The organism is Cryomorphaceae bacterium 1068, from assembly GCA_027214385.1.
In the GTDB taxonomy this organism is placed as follows: domain Bacteria; phylum Bacteroidota; class Bacteroidia; order Flavobacteriales_D; family Cryomorphaceae; genus JAKVAV01.
In genome coordinates this window covers 32,503-51,318 of record JAPVXR010000017.1, presented here as the reverse complement: position 1 = coordinate 51,318, position 18,816 = coordinate 32,503, and the positions used below count along the sequence as shown (strand labels likewise).

Genomic DNA, 18,816 nt, shown 5'->3' with positions numbered 1-18,816 from the left:
GTCAAAATGAGTCGCGCAACTGTGAAAAGTTGACCGATCTAATTGAGGAAGGCAAGTTCAAGAGCGCTTACCGCTATTTGGTTATGAACGGAGAGTATTCCTGCGGAAGCTATCGCTACGCCGAAGTATTAAAATGGAACGGCCGTTACGAAGAATCTCTGGAAATTCTTCAAGGAGAACAAAGTGAAGAGGCGGTCGAATTGAGGCATGAGTTGGAAGGGTTTCTGGGTATTAAAAAGAAGGATGAACTTTATTCGGTAAGAGCATTTGGAAAAAATGACTCTGTTTCTCAGACGATTTTTGCCGTATTGAATGGCCCAATCCTTATTCGACGAGAAGAAGTACAAACAAGCTATTTTCCCAGAAAGACTTCTAAGGAAATGGTGTATTTCGAATTAGAAGGAGCAGATTCGACATTCTTTGCAGAATTGAACAAGGAGTTTTCTCGTGTGCAGGAAAAGCATATGCTGAAAATTTCTACAGGGTGGATTACCGACGACACCCTACTTTACTATAGCGCCTTTCACCAAGCACCCCTGGCTTCTGCAGGATTTCATGACAATTATGGCATTTATACTTGGAATGGGAAGAAGCACGAGCTTTTAAAATGGATTGACAAAAAAAGTGCATACGTTCACCCAACGGTAACCAAAGACGGATGGCTCATATTTTCTTCCGATCGAGAAGGGGGTTATGGAGGCATGGATCTTTGGAAGATGAATCTCAATGTTGACGAAGGGGAACCAATCAATTTGGGTGCTGATGTTAACTCTGAGTTTGATGAATTATATCCCTCAGAAGCAGGTGACTCCCTGTACTTCGTGACTAATAACCCGGAGAGGTCAATAGGGGGATTTGACGTTTTACTTTTTCACGACGGGCGCATCGCAAACCCCGGAGAGCCTTTGAATAGCGTAAGCGACGATTTTAACCCATACACGGTAAAAGGCGAGTTAGCCTTTATTAGCACCGACAGGCTATTCCCTGATTCACTTGACTTGGTTGTGAAGGTGAAACCCTTCAAGTCAAGACTACTATTTGACCTCATCCATGGCGAAGTGGAAAATGATGAAATAGTCGCAGGTGATAAAGTAGAGTTGTTAGATAGTGACGGAAATCTTCTTGATTACACTTACGTGAATAAAGACGGTCGATTCACCTTCGCGAGTATCAAGGGACTTGAGGGCTATACTATTTCATTTACTGAAGGGAAGCTGAGTGAGGGCGATAAGGTTCGTCTTTTTGACAAAAATTTTGGATTGATGGAAGAGCTGGAATTAGATGAATCAGGTCAAGCCAAATTTGAACTTCTCACACCTGCTGATTATTCCCTAGACAAAGTGGTCAATACAGACGAGAGCATGCTGTCTGTTGATATTTCAGGTTTTCTTTCCGGTTCCTCTAAAGGGACACAAAAAGGGGTTGAAATTTATTTACAAGATTCGGAGGGTACTACCATTGCCAGAGCTTTTACCAACGATAAAGGGGAATTTACTTTTGAGCAGGTTCGACCCGACGAGGCTTATTCTTTCACCTCGGCTGTGATAGATATGAATTCCGAGATTAGAATTTTCAACCAAAACGGAGAGGTGATCGAAAGCATAAAGCCTGATGAGAGCGGAGAGTTTGTTTATGTTCGATTGAAAGAATCTGACAAAATAATCACCATTACCAATGAGGATAATGTAACGGTCAAACTAGCCGAGGAGGAAAAGTTCAATCTTCCCTCTATCTACTTTGAACTGGATGAATCTATGCTTGGCCAACGCGCAGACGTTGTGTTGAATAAACTCATTTCAATATTGGAAGACAACCCTCACGTTGCAATAAAGTTAGCAGGCCATACTGATTCAAAAGGAGAGGCCGCGTACAATTTAAAACTCTCTCAACAGAGAATTGAAAGCGTTAAGAAGTATTTGGTTCAAAGCGGGATTGATTCCAGCCGAATTTCAGGAGAGGGTTTTGGTGAAACACGACTTGTCAATAAGTGCGCAGATGGAATTGAATGCACGGATGAAGAACATGCAGAGAACAGACGAATAGAAGTACAATTTTACAGCACGAAATAACCATAACCTCCCCAAATATAAAATACTATGATACAGTTGTTATCTAAATACCTCAGGATAGGATTACCGCTTCTTTTGATTTTGATTGTTTCCGTTGGAATGGCGCAAACAAGAAAAGGAGAAAAACTAGTAGATGAAGGAAGATATGAAGATGCCATTAAACCTCTTAGAAGAGCTTTTGAAGGGAAGATGGAAGACAGAAAAGCAGGATATCTTTTGATAGAGTCGTATTATAAGTTGCAGCGATATCAAGACGCCTTGGACGTTGCAGAATTGATGGATATTGAGAGATCTGTCAATGAAAAAGAGATGATTCTCTATGCAGATGTTCTGATTGCTAACAATGACTTTTCTCGTGCATATGTGAACCTATCCAGAATGCTAAGTGAAGGAGGGGCCATGGTTCAAGGATACAAATGGCTGAATAAAGCAGGGAATCTATTGGAATGGGATTCTTTAGCGACAGAGAGTTCCGTTACTGATATTCAGGGTTTGAATACCATTTATAACGAATATGCCCCTTATGTTACTGACGATGGGTTGATATATATAGCTGACCACCTAACGGTGCAAGTGCTTTACCCTTCGGCATTTACCAACCAGAGTTTGCATCTTTTTTTCACGAGTCCGAAAGGAGAGAACGGCAAGTTTGGGAAGTCCAAAATGCTTTTAAAAGGAAGAGAATACTACTACCACGATGGCCCGATTGAAAAACGACCCAATGAAGAAATTTATGCCGTTACACTGCGAGAAATAGAAGGGCTACTCTACGAATTGAAAATGAATATTTTCTTTACGAAGTTAACCGGAGATGAGGAGGACCTTATACCCTTCAAGTACAACGGCAATTACAACACCGGACATCCTACTTTTTCTGATGACGGAAACAGAATGTACTTTGCCAGTGATCGACCCGGAGGTTATGGACAGCTGGATTTATGGTATACCGATTGGGTTGGAGGTCAATGGACCTTACCCAAAAACGCCGGGCCTGGTATTAACTCGCCTGGCAACGATTTATATCCCAAAATCTGTAATGATCGATTATTCTTCTCATCAGACCGAAGAGATCAAGGATACGGCGGACTCGATTTGTACTATGTGAGTTTGCTTACAGCCGATGATGTTCCTTATAATTTGAGGGCCCCGATAAATTCTGCTTATGATGATTTTGGGGTAGATTTTGTAGACGAAAAAACAGGCTATTTTTCGTCCAATAGAATAACAGGCTTTGGAGGGGATGACATTTACGAAATGTATTTTCAGCCTGCATCCGCGGTCTTGGATACTCTCACTTTTGCTTTGGAAGACATAAGTGGAGCTAAGAAGTCGCTTCGCATTTTTGACAGTTCTGGAAACGAAATGGTTGGGATCAACAATGATGATATGACCATGACGGTATCGGGTTTGCTAACCAGGGAGCTGTATACTGTTAAGGCAGACTCTGTTTTTTCTTCATCGCTGAAATTGGTGGCCTATAACAGCGATGGCAAGATAGTTCATGAATTCAACTCTAACACGGCTGAGTTCAATATCGAATTCTTGGAACAGGACGAGTACGACATGAACAAGGAAGACAATACGGATGAAAGCGAATTGTATGACCTGTTTGGAACTGTGGTCTCAAACGAATCCCAAGATTTTAGCAATGTATCAGTAGTGCTGGAGGATAAAACAGGCAATGCCTTAGGTGAAGTAAAAACCGACAGTACAGGGAAATTCTTATTCAAAGGATTGACATGGGATCAACCTTATAACCTTACGACAAAGGATGCTCCGGAAGATGTTGAAATTGATATTCTTGGTCAAACAGGAGCTCCCATTACTACACTTCAGAAAAAACAGGCCAATGACAGTTTTGCATATACGAGAACCAGACCGGAAGCGGATTGGATGATGTCAACTGAAATGGTGTTGTCGTCCGTATTTGGAATTGTACCTACATCAAAACTCAATACAGACTATAGCCCCGAGCTGAGGGCACAAGGAGATTCTTTGATTAGGATATGTGAGGTGGACGATGATGGTAATATTAAAATGGGAAGCCTTACAACGGGCCATGCCTATGAGTTGGTTTTCAAAGACAGTAATTTTGAATGGAACGATATGTTTCTAATCGTAAATGATTCAGGAGATACTACCCAATCCATTAGACCCAACGGAACCTTTTCATTTGCTTTTGAACTCAATTCTCATTCAATCCAACCAGCTATTGATAAGTCCGTACCTGCAGAAGCCGGTAAGAAATTGGATAATCTGACCCTCGCATTGGAAGATATGAGTGGAGCTAAAAAACCGATTCGAATTTTTGATAAGTCAGGAAATGAGATGGTTGGGATAAATGGCGGTGATAAGTCAATGAAAATTTCAGGAGTGGTTACGCGAGAGATTTATACAATCGAAACAGATTCAGTATTTGAGACTACGCTTAAACTAGTCGCATACGACCAAAATGGAAATGTATTCCAAGAGTTTACTTCAGATACCTCTTCCTTCATGATTGTGTTTTTAGAGCCGGATGAGTATGACCTGAAGAAAGAAAACAATTTAGATGAAAGTGATATGTTCGACCTCCTCGGTTCTGTCGTATCTGATGAAACTGAAGATTTCGCAAATGTTTCAGTTCTTCTTCAAGACAGTGAAGGAACTTCTATTGATGAGGTTCCGACTGATAGTACAGGTCAGTTTTTGCTCAAAGGTTTAGCTTGGGATTCTCCATATAACTTAACTGCCAAAGGTGCCACAGGAGATGTTGAAATAGATGTAATTGGTCAGACAGGAGTACCCATTACCACTATGGAAGAAGGGAAAGGCAGAAACAGCTTTGCTTATACCCGCGCCAGACCAGAAGCAGACTGGATGATTTCAACGCATAAGGAAATTCCCGCTGTTTTTGGCATTGTGCCTACCGCTGACCTAGCTTTAAATGATAGGGCTGAACTCAGAGCTTTGGGTGACTCACTGATCAGAATCTGCGTGCCGGATGAAGATGGTTTTATGGAAATGGGTAGTCTTTCTACGGGAAATGCATATGAGTTAGTTTTCAAAGAAAGCCATTTCAATTTTAGCGATAAACTGGTAATCATAGATGGATCGGGTGACACTACTCAAACTGTGCGGCCTGATGGCACATCAGCATTTGTATTCGAGCTGATGCCACCTTCGATGAAGCCGGAAATAGAGGAAGTCGAGCTCGCTGAAAACAGTATCAATGAGAAAGCAGATGAAACTCTGGTGAATCTATTGGGAATGTCTGATGAGCTAAAAGCCAATGACGAAATTTTACTTTTCGGGGCTAGAAACAACTTCTTAACGAAATCTTATGCGATAGAAGATGGACTGTTTAGCTTTAGTCAGGTTCCGATGGATTCGATATACTTTGTTAAAGCAGAAGTTACGAAATCCTTGAAGTTGACATCAACCTATCATGGATTTGAGAAGTCCGGAACGCTAGAATCTCAAGGCCTTTGGAAATTTGATTTTACAGAAGTAGAAGAGGTCGAAAGAATTGTTTCGCTTCCAAACATCTATTACTCTTTCGATAGTTATACTTTGAGTCCTGAGTCAACGGAATCTCTGGATAACCTGTATGGCTTCTTACGCCAAAACCCCAATCAGAAAATCAAAGTTCTCTCACATACTGACAGCAGGGGTCCGAAAGCTTATAATGAGCAACTCTCTAACTTGAGAGCAAGAGAAGTAGTGAGATACTTAATCAGAAGAGGGATAGACGCTGACAGACTTACCTATGAAGGCCGTGGAGAAAGCCAGCCGATCAATGAATGCAAAGACGGTGTTTATTGCACTAATGAGAAGCATGCTGAGAACAGGCGCACGGAATTTGTATTAATCAAGTAGCGATTTTGCCTAACTTTAGGCTTGACCAATGATTTAGTTTATGAGTATTCCGAAGCCCTTTAACTTGCAGCAGTGGATCGACGATAACCGAGATATTCTCAAGCCACCTGTTGGCAATAAGAATTTATATCCTGAGGGTACCGACTATATCGTTATGGTTGTGGGTGGGCCAAATGCCCGAAAAGATTACCACTACAACGAAACCGAAGAGTTGTTCTATCAGCTGGAAGGCGATATAAACGTTCGCATTCAGCTGGATGGAGAGGCAGTAGATGTGCCGATAAAAGCAGGGGAGATGTATCTGCTTCCGCCTCGTATACCACACTCTCCAATGCGGTCTGAAGGCTCTGTCGGTTTGGTAATCGAAAGGGTGAGAAAGGGAACTGACTTCAACGATGGTCTTCTTTGGTTTTGCGACAATTGCAACAACAAATTGCATGAAACGTACTTCAAACTTGAGAATATTGAGAAAGACTTTCTACCGAGATTTCGTGAATTTTATGAAAGTGAAGATTTGAGAACCTGCAATAACTGTGGACATAAAATGGAAACCGATCCGCGATTCGTCTAACGGATAAGCGTCACCATTCCTTTCAATTCGAATACTTCCCCTGTGTGCTCTCTTGCGACTATTCGATAAGGGTAAACGTCTGTGGGGGCGTAATATTCGTTATTCGGAGAGCTCCCGTTCCAGCCATCGTCTATTGAATTTGATGTAAACACTAGTTCTCCCCACCTGTTGAATATTTCCATTTTGAATTCAACGATGTCAATACCCTGAGCTTTGAAAATGTCATTTATTCCATCCCCATCAGGAGAAAAAGCATTGGGTACGTAAATGTTTCCCGTCACTGTTACCAAAATCGAATCTCTTTCAATACATCCGTCAGGTGTTTCTATAGTGGCGTAGAAGGTCGAAGTCTCAGGTGGTGATGCAACGGGGTTACTGCAGTCCAAGCAGCTCAAGTAAGGACTCTCAACCCACGTAATGGGAAAATTGCTAAAAGCCTCAATAGTCGCTTCACCGCCAAAGGGAATAACTTCATCAAGACCCAGATAAATGGGTTGTCTGGGATAAATTCTAATCAAGCGAGTCTCTATATCAAAACAACCATCTTCATTGAATCCAATGACGGATATTTCGGTTGACGATGTAATTTCAACCGAAGTATTCGCGGCATTCGGGTCTGCGAAGAGACTTTCCGGCTGCCATCTGTAGGATGAACCGCCGGAAGCACTCACGCCGATTGGCGTCAGAAAACAGCCGATAGAGTCCGTAGTCATCGAAATATCGATAGCCTCAGTTCTCACCAAAATATCCAGACTGGAAGAGCCGCATGAATTGCTAGTCGTAACTGTGTAAACAGTAGGAGATGAGGGGTTTGCGGTAGGGTTTGAAATGGATGGATTGCTCAAGCCCGTTTCCGGAAACCAAGAATAGTTGTCGCCACCGCTCACATTAAGCTGCACTGGAATGGAATTGCATGTGGCATAGTCAGTCTCTCCGGAAAGTACAGGAGGAGGATCCAACACGATGACTTCGATACTTCCCGTCCCTTCACATCCTTGCTCTGTGCTCACCGTAACTTCATAAGTTACATCAGTGTCAGGTGTAACGGTTGGGTTGGGGATATCGGGATCATCTAAAAACGTAGCGGGAAACCAAGAATAGGCTACGCCACCGGAGGCGTTTAATTGGGCGGATTCACCCGGGCAAATGAGTATCTCTTCTTCCAGCTCAACTTCGACAGTACCAACTTCAATAGTTACTTCTAATGATTGGCTACCACACGTAGTAGTACCGGTAAGGGTAACCGTCGTCGATTCTGATCCCGAGAAAATGGGATTTGCCAAGGTGTTGTTATTAAAGACTTCGGCAGGTGTCCACAAGTAAGAGTCTGCACCACTTGCCCCTAGAGTCAATTGTTCTCCCGGACAAATCGGGTTGTTTTCAAAGTCAAATTCAATTTCAGGCGAGGGGAGAACTTCGAGTTCAATGGTAGTTGAATCGGGACCTAAACAACCTTCACTATCCTCTGCTAAAAGAGTGACTTCATAGATCCCGGGCTCAGTATAAATGTGAGTAGGCTCAAATTCAGTGCTGGTATTGTCATCGCCAAAATCCCACAAAAAAAGATCAGCGTCTTCACTGAGATTAGTAAAAACTGCAGGTTGATTTTCACACAGGGGAGTCGCATCGAAGTCTACTTCAGCCAATGCTGATACGGAGTTAAGCCGAAACTTAAAAACGCCCAAATTGCAGTTGGAAGATGGATTGGTTTGTGACCAAACTCCGGGCTGACTAGGAAAATCACTCAAGCCTCCGCAACCCGCGCACACAGCTTGATAAACCGTTCCGTTTTTGTCAAATCGACTTGTCCCGCCATCTACATGTTCGGAACTTTCACTTCCGCCGAAGTAAGTAGCATACGTAAGATCTTGGGCATCTTCACTGAGCACCATCAGATAGAAGTCACTTCCATCGGTTGATGATTGAAATGCATCAGGAGTCGTAGGTAATCCAAAAGTTGTTCCACCGGCTTGGCCAAAATTATTGGTGGATCCGCCCCACCCTGAAACATAAATATCATTGCAGTTGGTCACCAAAAAGGCCGAAGGAGAAAAGTTGATTTGGTTGTCGTTGCTTCCAATCGTGGTGCTCCACTCCAAGTTCGTGAGCTCATTGTTGTATTTCTGCACAAATTGCTTCCCTCCGGGATTGGAATAAACACCTGTTGATACTTCCATATCTCCTAACGATTGCCCGATGACGTATACTTCTCCGTCCGTGTCCAATTGCACAAAATACGTTTGATCAAAGTCGTTCGTCCCCGTGTAAGTTGTGTTAAGAAGTACTGCACCATTGGCACTAATTCGCATGATGTAGCCATCTACACCACCACTGGCATCTGGATTTGCTCCGTTCGCAGTTCCGGGTAGATTTGAACTGGCGGTCCCACCTGTAATATAGATAGTTCCGTCGGGTCCAATTTGCACACCATACGCTGCCTCAGCGAGCTGCCCGCCTGTCGAGGAAGACCAGACTAGGGTCGATAAATCTTCACTCAAACGAAATACGGTTCCATTGGAAAAACCATTAAAAGCATTTGAGAAGCCGTTTACCGCGGGGAAGTCAGCAGACGCCGTGGAGGAAGCCACGTACACATCTCCTTCATTACCTACTACAATTTCCCCCCTAAATCGATCACCGAAATTGAATTCCAGAGCCGGAGAAAAATTAAGGCCATCATTGCCTGTCCCGCCAACATAAGTTGCAGCTATTAAGTCAGTTCCATCTGCGCTGATTTTGGCAACAAAAATGTCTGAGCCCTGAAGGTAGGATGCTCCGAGCCCCGTTAAAGAAGGGCCTCCCGAAAAGTTTTCTTGTGCAGCACCTGTAGTTGTTGGAAAGTCAAATGACCCCGTACTTCCGTAGACAAAGAGCTCATTGTTCTCATTGACCACCAGCGAGTGCGGGGCTTCATTATCCAGTCCTCCTAAAAAGGTGCTGTACAACAATTCCGTTCCATCTGCACTGAATTTTGTGATCCCACAATCGATTACTCCCCCCGCAAAATTTATTTGGAAGGGGCCTCCTACAGTTGGATATTCACTACCAAAAACGATAGCCCCTCCGTAAAGATCTCCATCGGCATCATAGCTGGCTGTGAAGCCAAAATTATCGGAAAATGCGCCGACGTATGTCGAGAAGGATATTTCAGGATCAATTATAAGCTCTCGGGCGGTGTCATAACCTTCCGGGAATTCATAGGTCACAAGGTTTCCGGCTAAATGATAATTGCATTCTACTCGTTCGATACGCCCATACTCATCAAGTTGATAGACGAACGGAGGCTCTTCGTAAACCTCACCAATGCTCGTCTTAAAAATCAAACGATCATCGCGAATTTCAATCGATTCAGCATGATTCACACTGATCTGAATTTCATTCGGATCAGCATTTGGCGCAACCAGAAACTCATATTTCAGTCGATCGCTTTTTATGTCGAACCGTAAGTCGATGTTTGAGTAGACATTGCTGTAGTAAGATCTTTGAAAAGACTGAACTGCCTTAGCATGTTTGGCCGTATTGTTTCCAATAAAAAAGTTGTCAGCCCTACCTAAATTCTCCTCTCCACTAAAGTCGCTGAAATCTCCACCGATAAAGTTGATCTTTAACGTATGCGTTTTTGCCAGCGGTTCTTCTGAACTTCCTTGTATGTAGCCGTGAAAGTGATCGAAAAAGCCTTGCTCCAATTGCTGAACAGTAATGCCATCTTCTCCTATGAAAAAGTATCCGCCATCAGTAAGGGCCTTGAAATGAACATTTTCGTGCCATTGACCTTTGTTCTCTACCAACCGAGGGTCGATACCACCAATGACTGACTGAAATAATATCAGCCAGAAAACGAAGAATGTTATCTGCTTTGGTGATGGGAGCATTTTCTCGATCGAGGAACTTTAAAGATATACAATTATGACGCTAATTCACCTAAATGGTTGACACCGTGAGTTCCGTCTTTTCTACTTTTCTTTAGACGTTTGATCATTCTTTGAGTTATTTACTTTCTGATTTATTCAACTAACTTTGCGCTTTCTAAAAAATTCATGAGCGACCCGATCAAACACGAGTGCGGTATTGCACTTCTCCGGCTCAAGAAACCACTCTCTTTTTACCGTGAAAAATACGGGACGTCATTCTACGGCCTGAACAAACTGTATCTCCTTATGGAGAAACAGCACAACCGCGGACAAGACGGAGCTGGTGTGGCCAATGTCAAACTCGATATGCCTCCGGGCACTCGATTTATTAGCCGAGTTAGATCCAATAGTCAACGTCCTATTCAAGAGTGTTTCGATCATATTAACAAGCGTTTTCAAGAGCTTGCGGAAAAAGAGGAACAGAAATTAACGGATGTTGATTGGCTTAAGCAGAACGAAGGATTTACCGGAGAATTATTCCTCGGGCATGTTCGATACGGAACTTTTGGGAAAAACAGCATTGAGAGCTGTCACCCGTTTTTGCGTCAGAACAATTGGAAGACGAGAAATCTTGTAGTCGCAGGCAATTTCAACTTGACCAATGTAGACGAGTTGTTCGATCTCTTGGTAGACATCGGGCAGCACCCTAAGGAAAAATCTGATACAGTTACCGTTTTGGAAAAAATCGGTCATTACCTCGACGAAGAGAATGATCGATTGGTAGCCAACTGGAAAGCGCTGGGATACAGCAAAAAGGACATCACAGAAAAAATCATTGAGCACATTAATCTCCCTGAAATTCTTCGCAGTTCGGCTGAAGACTGGGATGGGGGATATGCCATGGCGGGTCTTCTTGGGCACGGAGATGCTTTCGTGTTGCGTGATCCGAATGGCATTCGGCCGGCATTTTACCACGAGGACGATGAGGTCATAGTGGTTGCATCAGAAAGGCCGGTTATTCAAACTGCTTTTAACTTGAAGGTGGAAGATGTGCATGAATTGCCTCCTGGTAATGCTGCGATCATCAGACACGACGGGACTTTCAGCCTTAGCGAAATAAGGACGCCTGGCGAACGAAAAGCGTGCTCTTTCGAGCGGATCTATTTCTCAAGAGGAAGCGATCAAGATATTTATCGCGAGCGAATCGCTCTAGGAAAAACAGTTGTTCCGCGCGTCTTGGAAACCATAGATGGAGATATTGAAAATTCCGTTTTCAGTTTTATTCCCAACACAGCTGAAGTAGCTTTCTACGGCATGATGAAAGGGTTGGAAGACCATTTGAATATCCAGAAGAAGGATATGATCTTGAATCTCGGAGATAAACCCGATCCCGATGAATTGGAGAGGATTCTCTCTCTGCGCCCTCGAATGGAAAAAATTGCCGTGAAGGATGCCAAGCTACGAACGTTTATTACCCAAGATGAGTCGCGAGATGATATGGTGGCTCACGTCTACGATGTCACCTACGGAGCGGTGCGGCCAAAGGTGGACAATCTTGTGGTGATTGATGACAGTATAGTTCGTGGTACGACTTTGCGTCAAAGTATCATCCGAATTTTGAATAGGCTGGAGCCGAAGAAAATCGTGGTTGTTTCCAGCGCACCTCAGATTCGCTTTCCTGATTGCTACGGAATCGATATGGCGAAGCTTGGGGACTTTATCGCTTTTCAAGCAGGGATCAGCCTTTTGAAGAAAACGGGTCAGGAGAAAATCATCTCTGATGTTTACCAAAAGTGCAAGAACCAAGAGAACCTGGACAAGTCGGAGATTCGAAATTATGCGAAAGAGATCTTCACGCCATTTGCTTACGAGGAGGTATCAGCCGAAATTTCTAAGCTACTTACTCCACCTGAAGTGGAATGTGAGGTGGAGATCATTTTCCAAACGCTGGACGGATTGCATAAAGCAGTTCCCGATCATTTAGGCGACTGGTATTTCTCAGGAGATTATCCTACACCCGGAGGAAACAAAGTGGTCAATCGGGCATTTATCAATTACTACGAAGGGAAAAACGAGCGCGCTTACTAAGCTTTCGGCTTTTTGTAAATCGGCACCGTGCTGCAAGGCTCGCCAAACATGATGGTCTTTGCTACGGGCATCAGCTTTTCGGTAAGCTTTCCGTAGGCGCTAAAGTGCACTGACTTTTTCCCACAGCCTTTGATGATGATTCGAGCATCTTGGTACTCCGATGCGTCGAGAGCTGAAATGGCTTTTTCTATCCGTCTTTTTTCGGATTCAGCAGCAGTGTCGAAGTAAAGTTCAGAAGTCACTGACTCGAGCTTTGAAGCCAAAAGCATAAAAGCCCAGTTGGGAATAATGGCATCTGCGGAGCAAAAAACGGCTACTGCCTTATCTTGGTATTGACTCCAGTCATGAGTTGAAACGTATTCGCGAAAGTCTTTCTCTTTGAGCGCGAATCCTTCCCAAAGGCGCTCTTTTATATCGATTTGAACCAGCTCATCGTCTGAAACAAATTCGTCCATTTCGATCACTATCAGCCCGCTTTTGGCTACTTTATTTTCAATTTCAAAATCGCTCATTACAAGAATCCCAATTCAAGCTGCGCTTCCTCACTCATCATTTCTTTGTCCCAAGGTGGCTCAAAGGTGATTTCGACCTTAGCGTCGTTCACCCCTTCAATTCCTTTGATTTTATCTTCTACCTCAACGGGAAGTGATTCGGCTACAGGACAAGAAGGAGAAGTCAATGTCATGCTCACTTTTACCTTACGCTCGGAATCGATGGCAATATCGTAGATCAAACCCAACTCGTAGATATCCACGGGAATCTCAGGGTCGTAGATCGTTTTGATCACTTCGATAATCGTAGTTTCAAGTTGAATGTCGTTCATAGCTTTTTCTATTTAGCCTGATGGGCCAAAGCGTAAAATTTCATTTGTTTCACCATCGAAACGAGTCCGTTTGAGCGAGTGGGGGAGAGGTGTTCTTTCAAACCGATTTTGTCGATGAAGCCTAATTCTGCACTCACAATGTCTTCGGGTTTTTGCTCGTTGAGCACCCGGATCATCAAGGCAATTATTCCTTTCGTGATGATGGCGTCGCTGTCGGCAGAATACTTGATTTTGTCAGCTTCGCGGTCGGCGTGAAGCCAGACTCTAGATTGACACCCTTTGATCAGGTTGTCTTCTGTTTTGTATTGCTCATCGATCAATGGAAGGCTTTTTCCCAACTCAATGAGGTGTTCGTATTTCTCCATCCATTCGGGGAAAAACTCGAACTCTTCAATGATTTCTGCTTCGCGTTCTTGAATCGAATCTGCCATTACCTCAACATGTTTACAGCGCGTTTTACGCCTTCGGTGAGCAAGTCAATTTCTTCAATTGTGTTGTAGGCCGCAAAGGATGCACGACAGGTTCCCGGCAAGCCAAACTTGTCCATCAAGGGCTGCGTACAGTGGTGTCCTGTTCTTACCGCTATGCCGAGCTTGTCGATAATCGCTCCGATATCGGAAGGGTGGGTTCCGTCGACAACGAAAGAAACAACGCTGGCCTTTTGTGCGGCCGTTCCGATGATTCTTAATCCATCTATTTCCGAAAGTCTTTCTGTGGCATATGCCAGCAGGCCATTTTCGATTTCAGAGATTTTGTCAATACCGAAGTCTTCCATAAAGTCAGCCGCTGCGGCTAATCCAATGGCAGCTGCCATATTGGGCGTCCCTGCCTCAAACTTGAAGGGAAGTTCATTGTAAGTGGTTTTTTCAAAAGTCACCGTCTTGATCATCTCACCGCCACCTTGGTAAGGAGGCATGTTGTCTAGCACGGCCTCTTTTCCGTAAAGGATACCGCTACCGGTTGGCCCGTACATTTTGTGCCCCGAGAACACATAGAAATCGCAATCCATATCCCGAACGTCAATTCCTCCGTGCGGAGCAGCTTGGGCTCCGTCAATCAGAGTGTAAGCTCCGAATTTTTTTGCTTCAGCTACTATTTCCTTCACGGGATTAATGGTTCCCAATGCATTCGAAACATGAACGACAGAAACCAATTTTGTTCGATCAGACAGTTTCGACTTCAAGTCATCCATGTCGATCGATCCATCTTCCTTCACATTGGCGACCACCAATTTGGCACCTTTATCGGCGCAAGCCATTTGCCAAGGGACAATATTGGAGTGGTGCTCCATTTCGGTAATGAGTACTTCATCTCCCTCTTTCAGGTGCGCTTTCGAAAAAGCGGCTGCTACGAGGTTAATCCCGTCGGTACATCCTTTTGTAAAGATGATTTCCTTGGAGGAAGCAGCATTGATGAATCGGCGCATTCTCTCTCTGGCACCTTCGTACTTATCCGTTGCCAATTGGCTGAGGTAGTGTATGCCTCGGTGAACGTTGCTGTGCTCATTGAAATAATAATCTTCAATAGCCTGCACAACTTGCTTAGGTTTTTGAGCCGATGCCGCATTATCCAGGTAAACAAGCTTGTGCCCATTCACCTCTCTTTTGAGAATGGGGAAATCCTCAATGAAGGAAGCATTGTCAGGCAGTGTAATGGATTTTATTGCGCTTTCGGCCATAGTTAAGCCAGTTTTGTGTGTATCGTATCTTCTATTATCTCTCTCAGGTCTTCATTCACAAGCTTCTCCAAAACATCTTCGGCGAAGGCATTGATCAGAAGTTTTCGTGAACTCTCTTTCGACAAACCGCGAGCCATCAGATAAAACATCGCATCCTCGTCTAGCTGACCCGTGGTGCTACCGTGGCTGCACTTCACGTCGTCCGCATAGATTTCCAGTTCGGGCTTCGAGTTCATCGTGGCCGTATCTGACACAATGATGTTTCCATTGCTTTGGAATGCGTTGGTTTTTTGGGCGTCTTGCCTCACGAAAACCTTCCCGTTGAAAACGCCGGTGGATTTGTCCAATAGCACTCCGCGGTATAGCTCGTGCGACTCACAGTTTGGTTTCTCGTGGTCGATGATCGTATGGTTATCGACGTGCTCCTTCAAATTCGGAATGTAGAATCCATTCAGATTGCACTCGCTGTGTTCATCTGTGAGTCGAATGGTCGAGTTGTTTCTCGTCCAGTTTCCACTCAAGGTAAACGTGTTTTGCATGTAAGTGCAATTCTTCCCTTGTTCGCCGTAGGTCTCTTGCAGATGAAATCCCTTTTCGGAACCGTGCTGCACCACGTCAATCTTGAGGTGTGCATTATCGCCCACAACGGCTTCAGAGTGCACATTGGCGAAAGCCATACTGCCTGCCGAGTGAATGTGAAACTCGGAAATCTTTAACTCCGAATTCTCCGCCAACTCAACAAATGAGCGCGGCTGCGAGATGGTATTTTGACCCGAGTAGAGAAATACAATCTGCAAAGTATCCTCTATCGCCTTGTTTTTAGATACAGTAATGTGGTAACCATCTTGCGGCATAGCGGTATTCCAAGCTCTGAAAATATCCTCTTCTGCTTGAGCGATTGTTGAAGCAACACTCGATTTGGAGAAAGGTAAAATCGTCAAGCCCTCCACTTGAGGAAGTGATGATCGTTTTTCGTCGAATTGACCGTTTACAAAAACCATTCGGTGTTTTGATACAGGTAAGTTTTCGGGGATGTCGACGTTTTCGAGTCCGCCGAATTTCCATTCCTTATTCGCGATCTGTCCCGTTCTTGTGTATTTCCAATATTCCAGCTTTGTGGTTGGAAATTGGAGAGATTCAAGGTTTCGTGCGCTATTGCTGCTTAAGGAGCCGAAAGATTCGGGAACAGCATGTTTGTATGAACTCTTCATGGAATCCAGTACTGCTTGTTCTTTAGTCATCTCTTTTGCTAATTCCATAGTTAAGCAGTTACTGCGTCAGCTTCTTTTTTAATCCAATCGTAACCTTTTTCTTCAAGTTCTAGCGCGAGTTCTTTGCCTCCTGTTTTTACAATTTTTCCATTGTAAAGCACGTGAACAAAATCGGGTACGATATAATCCAAGAGACGCTGGTAATGGGTTACTACCACGAACGAACGATCTTTGGCGCGAAGTTGATTTACTCCATTAGCCACGATTCTCAATGCATCGATATCAAGTCCACTGTCTGTCTCATCCAGGATAGCCAGTTTGGGTTCGAGCATCGCCATTTGAAAGATTTCGTTTCGTTTTTTCTCTCCTCCTGAAAAGCCTTCGTTGACTGATCGGTTGGTGAGTTTGTTGTCCAACTCTACCAGTTTTGCTTTTTCTCGTACTCTTTGGAGGAAGTCCTTCGCTGAAATAGGTTCTTCACCAAGTGCTTCCTGGCGCTCATTGATAGCAGCCTTTAAAAAGTTGATATTGCTAACTCCGGGGATTTCTACAGGATATTGAAAGGCTAAGAACACTCCCGCATGGGAGCGTTCGTCAGGACCCATATCAAGTAAGTCATTACCTAAGAAATCAACCGAACCTGAAGTAACTTCGAAGTCTTCATTTCCTGCAAGGACAGATGCTAAGGTACTTTTGCCCGAGCCGTTTGGCCCCATGATGGCGTGTACCTCTCCTGGCTTTACTTCTAAGCTGAGTCCTTTCAGTATTTCTTTGCCTTCAATCGAGGCGTGTATGTCTTTTATATTGAGCATTTTCTTGTGATTCTTTTTTTATCCGACGCTTCCTTCAAGCGAAATGGCGAGTAATTTTTGGGCTTCCACGGCGAATTCCATAGGAAGTTTATTGAGAACGTCTTTGGCGTATCCGTTTACGATCAGGCTGATCGCCTTCTCCTCACTGATACCTCTTTGCAGACAATAAAAAATCTGATCTTCTCCGATTTTGGAAGTCGTAGCTTCATGCTCAACTTTTGCCGAGCTATTCGATGTTTCGATGTAAGGGAAAGTGTGCGCTCCACAGCGGTCGCCCATCAGAAGAGAGTCGCATTGGGAAAAGTTTCGCGCATTCTCTGCGCTCTTATTGATCTTCACCAATCCTCGGTAAGAGTTTTGAGATTTCCCTGCCGAGATACCCTTTGAGATAATCGTGCTTTTAGTGTTTTTACCGATGTGGATCATCTTGGTTCCCGTATCGGCTTGCTGGTAATTGTTCGTAACCGCAACAGAATAAAACTCTCCGACTGCATTGTCTCCTTTTAGAATACACGAAGGATATTTCCAAGTAACGGCAGATCCTGTTTCAACCTGCGTCCAAGAGATTTTAGCGTTGGTTTCGCAAAGGCCTCTTTTCGTCACGAAATTGTAAATACCACCTTTTCCCTTGTCATCACCGGGATACCAGTTTTGGACCGTAGAGTATTTGATTTCCGCATCGTCTAGAGCAATTAATTCTACTACCGCAGCGTGAAGTTGGTTTTCGTCGCGCATCGGAGCCGTGCAGCCTTCGAGGTAGCTTACATAACTTCCCTTGTCGGCTATTACCAGCGTTCTCTCAAACTGACCAGTGTTTGCTTCATTGATTCGGAAATAAGTGGACAATTCCATCGGACATCGCACCCCTGGAGGGATGTAGGCGAAAGAACCATCAGTAAAAACGGCGCTGTTCAGAGCTGCGTAAAAATTGTCGGATTTGGGTACAACCGAGCCGACGTACTTTTTTACTAACTCAGGGTGATTTTGTACTGCCTCACTGAATGAGCAGAAGATAATTCCCAACTCAGCTAGTTTTTCTTTAAAAGTAGTGGCAACGGAAACACTGTCCATAACCACGTCGATCGCCACCCCTGTCAACCTCTTTTGCTCGTCAACGGAGATGCCCAATTTCTTGAATGTATCGAGTAATTCAGGGTCAACCTCGTCTAAACTGTCCAGCTTTTTCTTCGGCTGTGGAGCTGCATAATAATGTATGGCTTGAAAGTCCGGCTTTTCGTAATGAACATGGGCCCATTCGGGCTCTGTCATTTCCGTCCATTTTCGGTAAGACTCAAGTCGGAAATCGAGCATCCATTGAGGCTCTTTCTTCTTCATGGAAATCAGTCGAATGATATCTTCATTGATTCCCAGAGGTGCTTTATCAGATGCGATGTTGGTCGTAAACCCATATTTGTAAGGGGCTTTCGTTACCTCATCGATTATTTCATTTTCGTCTACTGCCATGGTATGTTTTTCTTAAATTGAAAAGCTTTCGCCGCAGCCACAAGTGCGATTTGCATTGGGATTGACAAAGGAGAATCCCTTACCATTCAGACCTCCGGAGTAATCCAATTCGGTTCCTATCAAATAGAGGTAGCTTTTCTTATCCACTACTATCTTAATACCGTTGTCTTCAAACTCTTTATCCCCCTCTTGCTTTTCTGTGTCGAAATCCAGGTCATACATTAATCCGCTGCATCCACCTCCTTTTACACCGACGCGTATAAAAGCTTGCTCTCCTGCACCGCTTTCGGACAAGAGCCTTTGTACTTCAGCTTTAGCACTTTCTCGTACTTTGATCATAAGCTTAAATTCAAGTGTCTAACAGTTTCTGCTTCCAAATGTTGATAAATCA

General features: G+C 44.0%; 13 protein-coding genes. 4 read left to right on the top strand and 9 right to left on the bottom strand.

The features are described from left to right. Positions 1 to 29 precede the first annotated feature (29 nt). From O3Q51_16460 to O3Q51_16450, 3 genes are read left to right on the top strand one after another with little or no spacing between them, the layout of a single operon-like run. Positions 30 to 2,069, top strand: coding sequence for an OmpA family protein (locus O3Q51_16460; GenBank protein MCZ4410410.1), 2,040 nt, complete (start codon positions 30 to 32; stop codon positions 2,067 to 2,069). Between the two features lie 27 nt (positions 2,070 to 2,096). Then, on the top strand, positions 2,097 to 5,927 hold the full coding sequence (locus tag O3Q51_16455) for an OmpA family protein (GenBank protein MCZ4410409.1): 3,831 nt from the start codon (positions 2,097 to 2,099) through the stop codon (positions 5,925 to 5,927). A 40-nt stretch (positions 5,928 to 5,967) separates the two neighbouring features. Beyond that, positions 5,968 to 6,498, top strand: a complete 531-nt coding sequence (locus O3Q51_16450) for a 3-hydroxyanthranilate 3,4-dioxygenase (GenBank protein ID MCZ4410408.1) — start codon at positions 5,968 to 5,970, stop codon at positions 6,496 to 6,498. Here O3Q51_16450 and O3Q51_16445 read toward each other — a convergent pair. Then, complete coding sequence (locus O3Q51_16445; GenBank protein MCZ4410407.1) at positions 6,495 to 10,370, bottom strand: gliding motility-associated C-terminal domain-containing protein; 3,876 nt, start codon at positions 10,368 to 10,370, stop codon at positions 6,495 to 6,497. The two genes, O3Q51_16450 and O3Q51_16445, sit on opposite strands and share 4 nt — an antisense overlap. A 165-nt stretch (positions 10,371 to 10,535) precedes the next feature. Between O3Q51_16445 and O3Q51_16440 the strand changes: the two genes are divergently transcribed. Continuing rightward, a complete protein-coding gene (locus tag O3Q51_16440; protein MCZ4410406.1) occupies positions 10,536 to 12,437 on the top strand; it encodes a class II glutamine amidotransferase in 1,902 nt (633 codons plus the stop codon). Here the strand turns inward: O3Q51_16440 and O3Q51_16435 are convergent. From O3Q51_16435 to O3Q51_16400, 8 genes are read right to left on the bottom strand one after another with little or no spacing between them, the layout of a single operon-like run. Then, on the bottom strand, positions 12,434 to 12,949 hold the full coding sequence (locus O3Q51_16435; GenBank protein MCZ4410405.1) for a DUF2480 family protein: 516 nt from the start codon (positions 12,947 to 12,949) through the stop codon (positions 12,434 to 12,436). The genes O3Q51_16440 and O3Q51_16435 overlap by 4 nt on opposite strands. Then, positions 12,949 to 13,260: an SUF system Fe-S cluster assembly protein gene (locus tag O3Q51_16430; protein ID MCZ4410404.1), complete on the bottom strand. Its 312-nt coding sequence runs from the start codon at positions 13,258 to 13,260 to the stop codon at positions 12,949 to 12,951. Before O3Q51_16430 ends, O3Q51_16435 begins: the two co-directional genes overlap by 1 nt. 8 nt (positions 13,261 to 13,268) lie before the next feature. Next, positions 13,269 to 13,691, bottom strand: a complete 423-nt coding sequence (locus tag O3Q51_16425) for a SufE family protein (protein MCZ4410403.1) — start codon at positions 13,689 to 13,691, stop codon at positions 13,269 to 13,271. After that, positions 13,691 to 14,938 carry a cysteine desulfurase gene (locus tag O3Q51_16420; protein ID MCZ4410402.1) on the bottom strand — a complete coding sequence of 416 codons (1,248 nt, stop codon included), beginning with the start codon at positions 14,936 to 14,938 and terminating at the stop codon, positions 13,691 to 13,693. The genes O3Q51_16425 and O3Q51_16420 overlap by 1 nt, the downstream gene beginning before the upstream one ends. 2 nt (positions 14,939 to 14,940) lie before the next feature. Then, on the bottom strand, positions 14,941 to 16,197 hold the full coding sequence (gene sufD / locus O3Q51_16415) for a Fe-S cluster assembly protein SufD (protein ID MCZ4410401.1): 1,257 nt from the start codon (positions 16,195 to 16,197) through the stop codon (positions 14,941 to 14,943). Positions 16,198 to 16,199: 2 nt separating this feature from the next. After that, a complete protein-coding gene (gene sufC, locus O3Q51_16410) occupies positions 16,200 to 16,961 on the bottom strand; it encodes a Fe-S cluster assembly ATPase SufC (GenBank protein MCZ4410400.1) in 762 nt (253 codons plus the stop codon). Between the two features lie 18 nt (positions 16,962 to 16,979). Further along, entirely contained in the window at positions 16,980 to 18,425 is a 1,446-nt protein-coding gene (sufB, locus tag O3Q51_16405) for a Fe-S cluster assembly protein SufB (protein MCZ4410399.1), read from the bottom strand. A 12-nt stretch (positions 18,426 to 18,437) separates the two neighbouring features. Continuing rightward, complete coding sequence (locus O3Q51_16400) at positions 18,438 to 18,764, bottom strand: iron-sulfur cluster assembly accessory protein (GenBank protein ID MCZ4410398.1); 327 nt, start codon at positions 18,762 to 18,764, stop codon at positions 18,438 to 18,440. Positions 18,765 to 18,816: the final 52 nt, after the last annotated feature.